At 51.0% G+C, this 13,737-nt stretch carries 12 protein-coding genes; all 12 read left to right on the forward strand.

From position 1 onward, the window contains the following. The first annotated feature begins 41 nt into the window (after positions 1-41). The gene (locus tag CCALI_RS08205; RefSeq protein ID WP_016483015.1) at positions 42-1,442 is read left to right on the forward strand and encodes a hypothetical protein; all 1,401 of its coding nucleotides are present in this window, start codon (positions 42-44) and stop codon (positions 1,440-1,442) included. An 11-nt stretch (positions 1,443-1,453) separates the two neighbouring features. Beyond that, positions 1,454-2,353, forward strand: a complete 900-nt coding sequence (locus CCALI_RS08210) for a glycosyltransferase (protein WP_016483016.1) — start codon at positions 1,454-1,456, stop codon at positions 2,351-2,353. Positions 2,354-2,365: 12 nt separating this feature from the next. Beyond that, positions 2,366-2,971: an acyltransferase gene (locus CCALI_RS08215; RefSeq protein WP_016483017.1), complete on the forward strand. Its 606-nt coding sequence runs from the start codon at positions 2,366-2,368 to the stop codon at positions 2,969-2,971. Then, complete coding sequence (locus CCALI_RS08220) at positions 2,962-3,927, forward strand: class I SAM-dependent methyltransferase (RefSeq protein WP_016483018.1); 966 nt, start codon at positions 2,962-2,964, stop codon at positions 3,925-3,927. Before CCALI_RS08215 ends, CCALI_RS08220 begins: the two co-directional genes overlap by 10 nt. Continuing rightward, positions 3,924-5,051 carry an NAD-dependent epimerase/dehydratase family protein gene (locus CCALI_RS08225; RefSeq protein WP_016483019.1) on the forward strand — a complete coding sequence of 376 codons (1,128 nt, stop codon included), beginning with the start codon at positions 3,924-3,926 and terminating at the stop codon, positions 5,049-5,051. Before CCALI_RS08220 ends, CCALI_RS08225 begins: the two co-directional genes overlap by 4 nt. 1 nt (position 5,052) lies before the next feature. Further along, a complete protein-coding gene (locus CCALI_RS08230) occupies positions 5,053-6,021 on the forward strand; it encodes a glycosyltransferase family 2 protein (protein ID WP_016483020.1) in 969 nt (322 codons plus the stop codon). Beyond that, on the forward strand, positions 6,018-7,364 hold the full coding sequence (locus CCALI_RS08235; protein ID WP_016483021.1) for a hypothetical protein: 1,347 nt from the start codon (positions 6,018-6,020) through the stop codon (positions 7,362-7,364). Before CCALI_RS08230 ends, CCALI_RS08235 begins: the two co-directional genes overlap by 4 nt. Beyond that, complete coding sequence (locus tag CCALI_RS08240; RefSeq protein ID WP_016483022.1) at positions 7,358-8,413, forward strand: glycosyltransferase; 1,056 nt, start codon at positions 7,358-7,360, stop codon at positions 8,411-8,413. The genes CCALI_RS08235 and CCALI_RS08240 overlap by 7 nt, the downstream gene beginning before the upstream one ends. Position 8,414: 1 nt before the next feature. Next, positions 8,415-9,548 (forward strand): glycosyltransferase family 4 protein, encoded by a 1,134-nt coding sequence (locus tag CCALI_RS08245; protein ID WP_016483023.1) that lies wholly within the window; start codon positions 8,415-8,417, stop codon positions 9,546-9,548. A 4-nt stretch (positions 9,549-9,552) separates the two neighbouring features. Further along, on the forward strand, positions 9,553-10,791 hold the full coding sequence (locus CCALI_RS08250; protein ID WP_016483024.1) for a glycosyltransferase family 4 protein: 1,239 nt from the start codon (positions 9,553-9,555) through the stop codon (positions 10,789-10,791). A 132-nt stretch (positions 10,792-10,923) separates the two neighbouring features. Beyond that, positions 10,924-12,294, forward strand: a complete 1,371-nt coding sequence (locus CCALI_RS08255; RefSeq protein WP_016483025.1) for a S41 family peptidase — start codon at positions 10,924-10,926, stop codon at positions 12,292-12,294. Positions 12,295-12,327: 33 nt separating this feature from the next. Beyond that, positions 12,328-13,734 (forward strand): S41 family peptidase, encoded by a 1,407-nt coding sequence (locus tag CCALI_RS15145; RefSeq protein ID WP_016483026.1) that lies wholly within the window; start codon positions 12,328-12,330, stop codon positions 13,732-13,734. The last annotated feature ends 3 nt before the right edge of the window (positions 13,735-13,737 follow it).

Raw genomic sequence — 13,737 nt, forward strand, 5'->3', positions numbered from 1 at the left:
GATAGCACTTACGGATACCTAGGGGGAAGGCGTCGGCCTTGATGCAGCAAAACAAGAGGCACTGGCTACACAATCTTTGGAAAGCGCTTGGTATCGATCAAGCCATCGCCTACACCGCCATCAATAGAGGTTGGACACTCATTTCCGGGGCACTCTCTCTTCTCCTCATCAGCCATTTTCTAACCCCCGTAGAACAAGGCTACTACTTTACATTTGCAGATATCCTTGCCCTACAAATCTTCTTCGAATTAGGTCTCTCTACGGTTCTCGTGCCCTTTGCAAGCCACGAATTTGCCCACTTAAGATGGACAGAAGAGGGTATTTTAGAGGGCGATTCCACGGCCAAGTCACGACTGGCATCCCTCCTACGCTTTAGTCTTCTTTGGTATGGAGCTGTAGCTCTTGCAGTGCTCCTGTTTGTACTGCCTGGAGGCATCTGGTTCTTCTCCCATTACCATCGCGCAGGAATCCATGTGCATTGGGAACTTCCCTGGGTCTGGATCGTGCTAGTGACATCGGGCTCGTTGGCCGTTACGCCGTTACTCTGCATTCTAGAAGGATGCGGTCTTATCGCCCAGATCGCTCGGCTGCAGATGCAACAGACGATCGTCGGCACGGTGCTTTTTTGGATAGCCTTAACGCTTCATTGGGGAATCAACACGGCTCCTATTACCAACACGGTGGCTTTTCTATGGAGCGGACTATGGGTGTTTGGGACCTATTGGCGATGGATTCAAGATCTATGGAGGCATCCTACCTCCTATGCGCGCGTGAATTGGAAAACGGAGATCCTTCCTTTTCACTGGCGAATAGCGGTGTGTTGGCTCAGCAGCTATGCCGTTTTGAGGATGTTCGACCCCATTCTGTTCGCAACCCACGGCCCCGTTATGGCGGGGCAGATGGGCATGAGCCTTGCCGTTATGGCTTCTATTGCAGCTTTTGCACTATCCTGGGTTACGACCAAATCGGCCCCCTTCGGGATGCTGATCTCCAAACAGGAGTACGATACACTCGATGGCATCTTCTTTCCTTCCTTATGGCAATCCCTGCTGATCGAGCTGTCCGCCGGAGGTCTTTTCTGGTGCGCCGCCGTGGCGTTACAGCGCTTCTATCCCCGACTAGGAACGCGCTTTCTTGCTCCGCTGCCGTTACTACTCTTAGTGGCGACCACGGTGGTTTATCATATTGTCAACGCAGAGTGGATCTATCTACGAGCGCATAAGCAAGAGCCTTTTCTTGGCATTGCTCTGCTCGCTGGTATTCTTATTGCAGGCGGCAGCCTTCTTCTTGCAAAGCCCTATGGGGCAACTGGAGTAATGGGAGTCTATTTTCTTGTCCATCTTGTGGTAAGCTTTGGAGGAGGCACACTGATCTTCGTAAAGAAACGAAACGAGTGGCATCGCTCACGCCCTACCGATATTCCGTTAAAGACCATAGAGTGAGAGGTAACAGGTTGCGTATCCCAAATTTAACCTTCGTGGTGTTCACTTACAACGAAGAGGCGCGCCTTCCTCTAGTCATCCGCAATTTCAGAAGTTATGGGCGCATTCTTGTGGTTGACAACTACAGTACCGATCGCACCCGCGATATCGCTAAAGAGCAGGGCTGTGATGTGCTTTTAAACCGCAATGAGGGCGGCTTTATGGAAAACCAAGAGACCTGCGATAATGTTCAGTCTGCCGTGCGCACCGATTGGATGTTTTGGCTTGCAGCCGACGAGCTAGTTGCAGCGGATGCACTGGAGGAGTTAGAGCGCCTCATTCGGTCGGAACGTTACGATGTGATCTGTATGGTACGTAAGAACTACTTTCAAGGAGCCTTTTGTCACGATATCGCTATCGGCTACCGCGCACGGGCCTTCAAGAAAAACACCATTGACTTTCGGAATAACAAAATCCACGAATTCGGCCGGATCGTGGCCCCCAAAGAACGTGTCTATTATATGCCCTCTAGATACTTCGTCCATCATCTTATTTCCAATACGGCGGCCACCTACCTCGAAACCATCCAGCGATATACAGAGATCGAGAAGAAAGTGCGAGCCCCAGAAGAGCTTGACCGCCCTCTACCCTATCTTCTCCTACTTCCCTTTAAAGCACTTTGGAGCGATTACCTTCTAAAAGGGGGAATAAGGGGTGGCCGGCAAGCAGTGCATCTCTCTGCGCTGATGATGATCTATTCGCTTCTCAAAGCGATAAAGGGTTATGAGGCAAAAATGGGGTTGACAGCAGACGAGATCGCCAAGCGCAATCGGCAAATCGCAGAGACGATCTTGCAGACGATACCTTCCGCTGAAATAGCCTCCCCGACCGACGGGCGACAGGAGACCTTCTCACCCCAAAACACGCCATAATGTGAGGTGTTTATGGCCGAACCATGGTTGAATCGACTCTATCGCCTAAGCCATCGTTACTATCAACTAAAAGCTATGCTCTACTATCGTCCCATGTTTAAAAAGCTGGGGAAGGGTACGGCCATACGTAAACCGCTTCTTATTTTGAATCCTCACTGCATTCAAATCGGAGAGCATGTGCTTATTCGAGAAGGCGCTCGCTTAGAAGCCATTATAACTGATCCCCAAAAACAGCCTCTGCTCATTATAGGCGATCGAACCAATATCGAGCAAAACGTTCACATTGTCTGTCATCGCAAAGTTGTTATAGGCTCTCAGGTAACTATCACCGGAAACTGTGCTATCGTGGACGTTCACCATCCCTATGAAGATATCCACGACCCACGTAAAATAGGCGAGCGAATGCCACAAGAGGACTCTTTTGTAGAAATTCAGGATGGTGCGTTTTTGGGCATGGGCAGTGTGGTGCTCCCCAATGTGACTATCGGGCATAAGGCCGTTATTGGGGCCAACTCTGTGGTCACCAAGAGCGTTCCCGATTACTGTGTGGCTGCGGGTGTACCAGCTCGCATACTCCGCCGCTACGATCCTGATCGCGGAGAGTGGACATGGGAATAATGACAAATAATACCGAAACAGACGCAGGCTGGATCACACTTGAATACTGTCCACTCTGCAACTCAAGGGCGTTACGACCGCTTTATATAACTCATGACAGACACTATGGTATTCCGGGTGAGTACCGCCTGGATAGATGCCAAAGTTGCACGCTGGTTTTTTTAAACCCCATGCCGAATGAAGCCGCGTTAACGCGTTTATACCCGTCTACTTACTACGCCTACCAGGAGTTTGAATCGACTCCGACTGCCCGAATGCGCTTAAAGCGGCTGGTTAAAAGCCTGTTCATGATGCATATCGGTACGAAAGACCCCACGTTTTCAAAGCCGGGACGCTTGCTTGATATAGGATGTGGAAGCGGGCAGTTTCTCTACAAAATGCGCCAACAAGGATGGGAGGTTTATGGGGTAGAGGTTAATGAACAGGCGGTAGCCGTAGGCCGCGCTGCAGAGCTTGATATTCGTCATGGGAATCTTTTAGAGGCACACTTTGAAGCGAACTATTTCGACTATATTCGTGCCAATCACTCATTTGAACACATTGTAAATCCGCATGAGACCCTAGAGGAGATACACCGCATTCTAAAACCAGAAGGGAAGCTGCTTATCGGGGTACCCAACATTGCAGGGTGGAATGCGCAACTCTTTAGAAAATACTGGTGGTACCTTGGTGTGCCCGTACATCCGTATAGCTACTCCGTAAGAACGCTTACCTATCTCCTTCAACAACACCATTTCGTAGTCGAACGAGTTACCTATAACTCCGACTACTCCGGTATTCTAGGCAGCCTGCAGATTTTTCTCAACCGCAAAAACGGCAAGCTCTCAACAGAGGGATTGGTATTCAACAACTATGCGCTGCGCGTTATTGCACAACGTACTGCCAAACTACTCGATCGGCTTAAGCTAGGAGACGCCATCGAAATTACTGCCCATAAGGAGGTTCAACCTACGTGAAGGTTCTGGTAACCGGAGGAGCAGGCTTCATAGGAACCCATCTCTGCCGCAGGTTACTGCATGAAGGGTGGCAAGTGAGTGTTTTGGACAATTTTAACCCTCAAATCCATCCGCATGGTCAGAAACTGCCGGCCGATTTGTCCACCGGCCTCACTCTCTTTGTGGCCGATGTGAGAGATCGAGCAGCCCTACATCGCGCCTTGGAGGGATGTGATGCCTTGGTTCACCTCGCCGCAGAAACAGGCACCGGACAATCTATGTACGAAGTAAGCCGCTACGAGGGAGTCAATGTTGGCGGCACAGCTCACCTTATGGACTACCTGATGAACGCCAAAGAAAACCATATCCAGCGCATTGTTGTCGCCTCCTCACGTGCGGTCTACGGAGAAGGAAAGTATCGCTGCGAAACCCATGGCGTCGTCTATCCAAAAGAGCGCCTCGTCGAGGACATGGACGCCGGGAATTTTGAGCCGCGTTGTCCACACTGCGCCTCATTCTGTCGTCCTCTACCAACCGATGAGGGTGCCCCTTATCAACCAACCTCCTTCTATGGCTTAACCAAACAGATACAGGAACAGATGGTCCTGCTTTTTGCAAAAGCAAGAGGCATCACGGCCTATGCCCTGCGTTTTCAAAATGTCTACGGGCCTGGACAGTCGCTCAGCAATCCCTATACAGGCGTGCTCGCCGTGTTTGCAGGGCAGGCACGGCAGGGAAAGCCGATCTATGTATTTGAGGACGGAGAAGAGAGCCGCGACTTTGTATACGTTGAGGATGTGGTGCATGCCGTTGTAAACGCTTTAAAGACCTCTCAAGAGGGCCTTTATACCGTGAATGTAGGGAGCGGTCAGCCGACAACGTTGCGTGAAGTTGCCGAACGCATCAATCACTTTTTCGGCAATCGGTCGGCCATTAAGATAACAGGTTCCTATCGTCTAGGAGACATCCGCCACAATATCGCAGACCTTAGGCTGGCCAAAGAGCTTCTCGATTACGAGCCACGATGCTCATTTCCTGCAGGGCTACAAAACTTCTTACACTGGGCAGAAGCCCATCATGAAGAGGCACAAGGCTACGAGGCTTCGCTTGAGCAGATGCGTCAGCGTGGATTGATGCGAGGTTAGCATGAACCAACAGCCGGAAGCGATCGTCCAACCGCTCGAAGCTCACCTGTCTACCCGCACCTTACCTGTCATAGGTATCGTGCTTGTAAACTATAATGGAGGTAACTATTTGCCTGCATGCCTGCAGTCTCTCACAGCGGTCGCCTATCCCTCGGTCAAGATTGTGCTTGTTGATAACGCCTCCACCGACGGCTCTGCCGATTGGGTCGCTGCTCACTACCCCAATGTCCATCTCATACGCCTTGCAGAAAACACGGGCATCACCGGCGGAAATGAGGCCGGCATTACGTGGTGTCTTGCGCAGCAATGCGATTACGTGTTACTGCTCAATAATGACACGGAAGTCGATTCGCATTTTCTTACTCATCTTGTGGCGGCTGCGGAGCCGGATACCATCGTTGTTCCGAAAATCCTCTATCATGACGATCCCAAACGCATCAATAACCATTTTGGCGACTTTGACTACTGGCGAGGGGTGCATCGAGACTTTTTTTACAACCATCTAGACGATACTCATACCTCACAGATCGTCTATGGGAAGATGACAAGCACCTGTGCCACTCTCTTTCCAAGTGAACTCTTGAAACGTATCGGCGCCTATGATGCAGCTTACTTCATCTACTACGACGATACAGACCTCATTACTCGCGCCGTACGCCTTGGAGCAAAAGTCAAATTTGTGCCCCAAGCCGTTGTCTACCACAAGGAGAGCAGTACGAGCGGGGGAAAAATGTCTCCCCTTACCGTGTACTACTGTACCCGTAACCGCCTTTACTTCATGCGCAAGCACCAACAAAATCCTGCAGCCCTTGTTTTCTTTTTTATCTACTTCTTCATTACACGCCTCCCCTGGGGAGTTCTGAGGCTTATAAAAGGGGAGAGAAGGCAGATTCGGGCGATGATGAATGGGGTTGTAGATTTTTTAAAGGGTCGTATGGGAAAAGCCCCAAAGGAGCGATATGACCCATGATGAGCCTGCTTTATGTGGGGAACCTCCTCCTTTGGCTTTTCCTGACTCTGCTTCCTCCAATCTACTTCAGTATCTACTTCCGATTGGGGACACTCAATCTGCTTACTATCTATGCGCTCTTCACTATTCCACCAGAGATTGTGACTACTCTCAGTGGGCCGCTCTTTCTCTTAAAAGACGGGCTTTTTAACCCTTATTTCCAGTATGCGCTGCTCGTTCAAAACGTGCATGACGGACTCGCTTTTTTGATGCTCACTCTATTGGTGCGCCTGTTATCGGCCCAGCCATTTCGCGGGTACCTTGAGCGACTTATGCGTTCAGGAGGCCTAGCTGCACGCCCAAAGCGTATGCGCCTCGCCGCCGATCTGTTTTTTGCTCTGTTTTGCCTCTGTTTTGTGCTGCTTGCGCGCCACAGTTATGGTGTAGTCCCATGGATTCTCAACCCTAGAATGGGCTATCAGTTCCATCGTGCCGGAGCTGGACAGTGGTATGCTCTCTGCATCACTTTTCTCTCACTTGCTACGGTGTTAGGAACCGTTTATACAACCTCTTCTACCTCTCTCTTTAAACGCCTTCCTCTTTATCTATTTGGGGTGTATCTGTTAGGCACCAAAGACTACATTCTTCTCTATACCGCCTACTTTCTCACCATATTATCTCTGCGTAAGTTCCGATACTTCAGAGCAACTTTCTTTTTACTTGTCCTCATCTCAACTACCCTCTTCGCTTACATTTTTATCAGTTCTATGCATGGACTTGGAATAGAGAAGATCGCTACCTATTCCGACTATTTTGTTAATGCCGCAATGTACTATCAACGTTACCTTAACGGTCAAATACCGCTCTATCATGGAGAGATATTCCTCTCAAGCTTTTGGCGTATTGTGCCTCGCGCGCTCTATCCAAATAAACCGTATTCCTACGGCATCACCCTGATCAACGATATCTTCTACCCGGGACAGGCCAGCAAAGGATTTACCCCAGCCTTCGCCACGGTCTCCTACTTCGCCGATTTTGGCTGGATTGGCGTGGTGTTATCGGGCTTGTTAAGCCCAACGAACGTGTTGACGGCTCTTCTCTACGTAATGGTGCTCCCTCGACTGCCTTATCTCGACCTAACGCGAACCCAACAGTCCCCGCGCATGCTACTTTACGCGTTTCTTCTTATTGCAGCGCCTGCGTTCCTAACCTTCTTCGACTTTCCTCTCGATGTACTTTTCTTTGGTTTCATTGTTGGTATTGTAGAAATTATCTGTAGACTGCGTATCCTCTACAGACACCCTACAGGAAGAGAGAATATCATCCCCAGCTCCCTTCCTGCCACTGGAGATACACCATGTTAGGAAGCGCTGGCAATAAAAAGCTGGGTGTTTGCATCCCGGCCTACCAGCGTCCAGAGCAGCTAGAGCGGTGCCTTCTATCTGTTATCGAATCGGCACGTCCCTTCAACGTCCCCATTTTTATTGCTGACGATGCGCCAAATTCGCCTAATCGCCTCGTTGTAACACGCCTCCAACAACGCTATCCTCTTCTCTTCTACTCTCCCAACCTATCCCGACTAGGGCTTGATCGCAACATTCTTCATGCGGCGAACCTCTGTCCCTGCGAATATGTTTGGCTTTTGGGAGAGGACGATCGCATGGAACCAACAGGCATCGCCAACGTTTTAGATGTGCTATCAAAAGCGACAAATCTTCCCTTTTTGGTGGTGAACTATCGTTATGTGGATCCTACCGTGGAGACGGTACTCTGTGAGAAGGTGCTTCCTTTGGAACGAGATACCGCTATGGAGGCACCGACATTCTTCCGACAGTATGGCTGGACGATCGGTTTTATCGGAAGCTGTGTGCTAAGAACCGAGCCTTTCCGAAAGGTAGATCCAGAACGCTACATCGGAACCTATTACGCCCATGTCGGTGTTATTATGGAGATGCTCGTCGGCAAAACGCTCTTTGTGCTTGCGGAGCCCGTGGTACGTAATCGCGTAGGCAGCGCCGAGGTTTTTTCCTGGTCGGATCGCTATTGGGAGGTGTTCCGAGGATGGAACGAGTTAACAGATAGGCTAAAGCCTCTTTACGGCCCGGAAGTCTGTCGAGACGCGTGCACGTCCTTTTGTAAAGCAATGGGAATCGGCACACTGCGTTTTCTTTGTGCCCGCAGAGCCGAGCGCCTCTATAACATCAAATATTTTATCAAGGAGCCACTTATCCGATCTCACTGGAAGGGGCTTAAGCGTGTGGCAGCTTTTAGCATCGCCCTAACCCCCCCTTTGATTTTCTGCTTTGGCCGCTATCTGTGGAATCGTCGGCGTAAGCGTCATGGTCGCCCCATTCAGGATGTAAACCTTTCCCCACAACGGATATCTGCCCCTTATGAAGAGGGTCACTCGTAAAATGCGTATCGGAATTAATCTGCTCTATCTTCTACCGAACCATGTGGGCGGAACGCAGACCTACGCGGAGGGGTTAATCCAGGGACTAGCCTCCATTGACAAAGACAATGAGTACTGCCTTTTCGTCAATTTGGAAGCTGAGAACCTCCAACTTACCGATGCACCGAACGTTCGTAAAGTTGTCTGCCCCGTACGGGCAAGTAGCCGAAGAGCGCGCTATCTTTATGAGCAGCTCCAACTGCCCCAACGCATAAAGAGGGAGGGCATTGAGCTGCTGCATTCCTGTGGATATGTTGGGCCTCTATGGCCTGCCTGCCCTCACATCGTCACCGTTCACGATCTGAACTATATCGCTTTTGGAAATCAGATGGAAGCATCCCGACGCCTTATGCTAGCCTTCTTGGTGCCTCGGATAGCACGGCGGGCTGCTCGCGTGATCGCCGTATCTGAATTTACACGCCAAGAGCTCATAGTGCATATCGGCCTTAAGAAAGAACAGATCTGTGTGATACACGAAGCACCTAAAGCGCGTCCACCCTGTCCGAAGCAGAAACTGCAGGAGGTACGCCAACAATTCGGCTTGGACGGCCCCTATCTCTTAGCCTTTAGCAGCCTTAGCCCACATAAAAACATCCCATTTTTACTGGAAGGCTTCTCAAAAATCGCATCTATCTATTCTTATCCTCTTGTGCTAGTAGGGCATACGCCACCCGGCTCAGAGGTAGAACAAAAAATCGAGCAACTTGGGTTAGGAGATCGAGTAATCCGCACAGGCTATGTGGCTGACGACGTCGTAAGTGCGCTTTTAGACGGCGCAACGCTCTTCGTTTTTCCCTCGAAATATGAAGGGTTTGGCCTTCCTATCCTAGAAGCGCAGCAGGCTGGCGTCCCAGTTGTATGTTCTCAGGTGGCATCCTTACCTGAAGTCGCGGGTGAAGGCGCTCTCTACTTCGATCCGCACTCCCAGACATCGCTTCTATCCGCTTTAAGGACAGCCCTTGATGACGATTCGATTCGCAAGGCTTTACGTCAGAAAGGGTATGCTAATGTAGCACGCTTCTCTTGGAAAAAGGCTGCTGAAGAGACTTTGGCGCTCTATAAAGCCGTATTATACAACTCGAATAGGAAAGGGTAGACCGGTGCGCATTCTCCTGCTGACAACCTATTTCCGACCAGAAAGCGCCACCAATGCCATTCTTATGACGCTTTTAGGAGAGGAGCTGACACGCCAGGGGCATGAAGTTTTCGTGATTACCGGTATGCCTCATTACGACCAAAACTGCATCTGGCCAGCCTATCGAGGCAAACTGTGGATGCGAGAGCAAATAGGCTCTATGCGAGTCTATCGTGTCTATCTCTATGTGCCTTCGAAAAAGACAAGTTTTTGGGGCAGGCTGCTAAACTATCTCTCCTTTAACCTCACCTCTGGCATTGCAGGATTGCTCATTGGGCGCTTCGATGCCATCCTTGCTCCCTCCCCTCCGCTCACAAACGGTATCACCGCGTGGGCATTGAGCCGCATTAAAGGCGTACCATTTATCTACAACGTTCAAGACATCTATCCTGATGTAGCCGTTCGCCTTGGTGTGTTGCAAAACAGAGCGGTCATCCGTTTTTTTGAACAGGTGGAACGCTTTGTCTATCGAAAAGCAGCTGCGGTCAGCGTTATTTCAGACTGTTTTAAGGCCAATCTCCTGCGCAAAGGGGTTCCTGAGTGGAAAGTTGAGGTCATTCCCAACTTCATTGATGAGAACTTTGTACGACCTCTACCACGCCACAACGCCTTCAGCAAAGAGCATGACCTCGATGATAAGTTCGTGGCGCTTTTTGCCGGAAACGTCGGGCTTTCGCAGGGCCTGGAGACGTTATTAGAAGCAGCTCTCTGCCTTCAAAATCTGCAAGACCTCCGCATCGTCATTGTTGGCGATGGAGCCTCTAAAACGGCCCTTGTAGAACGCGCTCATGCCCTAGGGCTTAACAACGTGATCTTTCTGCCCCTTCAACCGTACGAACGCGTACCAGAGCTCTACTCCGCAGCCGATGTGGGACTGATCCCATTACGTAGAGGACTTACGGAGGATTCGGTTCCTAGCAAACTTTTTACCATCATGGGGGTGGGGCGTCCCGTTATCGCTGGTGTTGACCCAGAAAGCGACACGCATCGCGTGATTCAGACGGCAGGCTGCGGGTTATGCATCCCTCCCGAAGACGCCAAAGCGCTCGCTTCTGCGCTGCAAGGGCTTTATGAAGATCGCGCTTTAGCTGAAAAAATGGGGCGTGCCGGTAGAGACTATGTGGTACAACACTTCACCTGTCAGAAGGTCGCCCAGCGCTATAGTGCCCTTTTTGAAAGCCTAAAGTCTCGATCCGTACACTGAGAACTTCTACTCAAAAGCCGGAGTATAATAAAAATAACCTAAACAATGAAGCTACTTCTACAGTCTAATCTCTTAGGACAGGTAAAGCTAACAGCGTCGCGTCCATTGTCAAGACTGTGAAGGGAGGCACGAGTGAAAAAGTTTTTGCGCCGTCTCGGTGCAGTTACGGGTTTGGTTGGAGTAACGGCAGGCGCTTTTTGGGTTGGGCGCCAAATGGCCTCGCACGCAGACACCTCTTTGTGGAGTCTACAGCGGCTGATCGCGACAGACCGACGGCACCTTGCCAGCATCGAGCTAGCAGATGGGCGTTTCGCCTTACAAGACGTAAACGTTCCCCCAGCTGAGGTTTTCGAAAGTGTGCTTGAACATGTGCGGCACGACTACGTGCGTAGCTACGGCACGGAGACCTCCTTGGGCGACGGTGCCCTCTCAGGCATGTTTGCCTCCCTCAACGATCCCAAAACGGACTTCCTGAAACCTTCGTTAGGGCAAGCACATACCGATGCTCTGCAAGGCCGTTTTTACGGTATCGGGGTCGTGCTGAATGTCCTGCAAACCAAACAGAAGGACGTAGACTATCGTTACCTCACCGTTACCGATGTTATGCCCAATAGCCCTGCGCAAAAGGCCGGTCTGCAAGATGGCGACCGCATTACCCATATTGATGGGCACTGGATTATCGCCTACTCTATCCTCGACGATGTGAACCGCATTCAAGATGAAACCGGCAAAAGCGACGCGGACAAACAGAAAGAACTTGAGGTCGTTGCCAATAAATTCAAAGATGGCTACTCCCTCTCTAAAGCCATAGAACTTCTCACTACAGGAATCGGACAAACCCACCAGCTCACCATTGTACGCCCCGGTGAGGCTGCCCCCCTTACAAAAACCGTTACCACCGCACTTACCGTGGTGCCCTCGGTATCCTACCGCCTTCTTGGCGACGGAATAGGCTATCTGCGCATCCAACTTTTCAACCAGGAGAGCGAAAAAGCCTTCCAACAGGCCTTGGCAAATATAGGCCCCCTCAAACAACTGATCGTTGACCTACGTCAAAACCCAGGAGGGGTGGAGGCTATCAACACGCCTAATCTTGACGGATGGCACGCAGCACAGACTCTTATCGGAGAGCTCACCGGTGGCGGAAAAGCTGGAATTATAGAAAAGCACCCTAATGACCGCTCGCCCATCATGATAGCGGCTTCCAAAAAGCTCCCTGTCCAAAAGATCACCGTGCTTGTAGACGCCGGCACAGCTAATATCGCCGAGTTTGTGGCAGCAGCCCTACATGATCTCGCTCACGCTCAAATCGTGGGCACCCATACCGAGGGTGATGATGTGCTGCAACTCTACGCCCCGCTCCCTGATGGGGCCGCCATAGAGATCGCCACAGCGCACCTTTTAACGGCAACAGGTACCGACCTAAGCCGTGGGCTAACACCGGATATCTCTTTAACGCCCAACCAAGTGGATACCGATGCGGCCATCCAACGTGCAGAATAGGCCGAAAGCAAAGAGGTCGTGAAGGAAAAACCTATGAAACGAGAGATCGTGAGTCCTCTAGTCGTTAGTGTTGTTTTTCTGGCATTGTTGGCCGGTTTTGCCAGCAAAAGCCTTTCGCAGTCTGCCCTTCAACCAGGGTTCCATTCGGCTCGCTTCCTCCAGAGCGACGATGCCACGCAAAACCCACAGAATGCAAAAAACTCGGCCGATGCCGAGGCGATGTACGCCGAAGGACTATCGCTGCTACGCAAATACTACTATGGCAGTATAGGCGAAAACAAAACCCGCCAACTCACCTACGATGCCATTCGTGGCATGCTGTTGACACTTCACGACCCCTTTACTAGCTTCCTCGACCCAGACGAGTGGCTGCAGTTTCAAGAGACAACCACTCGTGGCGATTTTGAGGGTATTGGCACCATGCTCCGAGCCGACCCACCACGCGTGATCGTAGATGAGGTGATCGAAGGCGGCCCGGCCGAACATGTTGGAATGAAAGCGGGTGATATCATCACTCGCGTTAACAACACCTCCGTTGTTGGCATGGATATCAACGATGTGGTGAAACTGATCAAAGGACCGGCAGGGACCAAAGTGCACATCACGGTGACGCGTGGAAACAAGACCATCGAATTTACTATCACTCGTGCACGTGTGGAACCGCCTGTTGTTAAGTATTGGATGGAGGATCCAAAATACAAAATCGGTCACATCTACCTCTCCGAGTTCAACGAAAAGAGCCTGGAACAGCTCAACAAAGCCTTCTCGGCCCTTCAAGCTCAAGGCATGCGGGCCCTTGTTTTCGATCTCCGCTCCGACCCAGGTGGGCTGCTGGAAAAGGCTGTGGAGATCGCCTCCATCTTTATTCCGAAAAACAGCGTGCCTGCTCTCCACAATAACGTGGTGATCATCCATGAAGGGGACGGTGAGGAGCAGGGCCGAAAACTCGAAAACGTGGATACCACCTACAAACATCGTGTGCCGCTTGTCGTTTTGGTGAACGATTCTAGTGCCTCCGCCTCCGAAATCGTTACCGGTGCTATTAAGGATTATGGAGCAGGAACTATCATCGGGCAGCGCACCTATGGGAAAGGCTGCGTGCAAACGCTTTTTCAACTCGACGACGGCTCCTGTCTCAGGCTTACCACCGCGCTCTACTACCCCCCAAAGCACTACGATATCAATTATCAGCAGGATGAAAATCACAACCGTATTCCCGGTACTGGCGGCATTCTGCCCGATATCGAGGTGCTGCCGGAGCCGAATTGGCAAGGCCTTAACGATAAAGCCCACGACCGACAGCTGCAGGCCGCTCTCGCCTTCCTGCGAGACCGCCTCAACGGCATGAGCATTATGCAGGCAACGACAGCGGTAAAAGAGGCCTTTAGTCCGAAAACGACAGCCGATGCAGCCAAACCGATAGCCATAGGAGGGAAGTGAGCC

The organism is Chthonomonas calidirosea T49 (assembly GCF_000427095.1).
In the GTDB taxonomy this organism is placed as follows: Bacteria; Armatimonadota; Chthonomonadetes; order Chthonomonadales; family Chthonomonadaceae; genus Chthonomonas; species Chthonomonas calidirosea.

Excerpts from the sequence above, each read along its gene's own strand:
- CCALI_RS08245 (WP_016483023.1), top strand. The coding sequence starts at position 8,415 with ATGCGTATCGGAATTAATCTGCTCTATCTTCTACCGAACCATGTGGGC.
- CCALI_RS08220 (WP_016483018.1), top strand. The coding sequence starts at position 2,962 with ATGGGAATAATGACAAATAATACCGAAACAGACGCAGGCTGGATCACA.
- CCALI_RS08230 (WP_016483020.1), top strand. The coding sequence starts at position 5,053 with ATGAACCAACAGCCGGAAGCGATCGTCCAACCGCTCGAAGCTCACCTG.
- CCALI_RS15145 (WP_016483026.1), top strand. The coding sequence starts at position 12,328 with ATGAAACGAGAGATCGTGAGTCCTCTAGTCGTTAGTGTTGTTTTTCTG.
- CCALI_RS08205 (WP_016483015.1), top strand. The coding sequence starts at position 42 with ATGCAGCAAAACAAGAGGCACTGGCTACACAATCTTTGGAAAGCGCTT.
- CCALI_RS08240 (WP_016483022.1), top strand. The coding sequence starts at position 7,358 with ATGTTAGGAAGCGCTGGCAATAAAAAGCTGGGTGTTTGCATCCCGGCC.
- CCALI_RS08235 (WP_016483021.1), top strand. The coding sequence starts at position 6,018 with ATGATGAGCCTGCTTTATGTGGGGAACCTCCTCCTTTGGCTTTTCCTG.
- CCALI_RS08215 (WP_016483017.1), top strand. The coding sequence starts at position 2,366 with ATGGCCGAACCATGGTTGAATCGACTCTATCGCCTAAGCCATCGTTAC.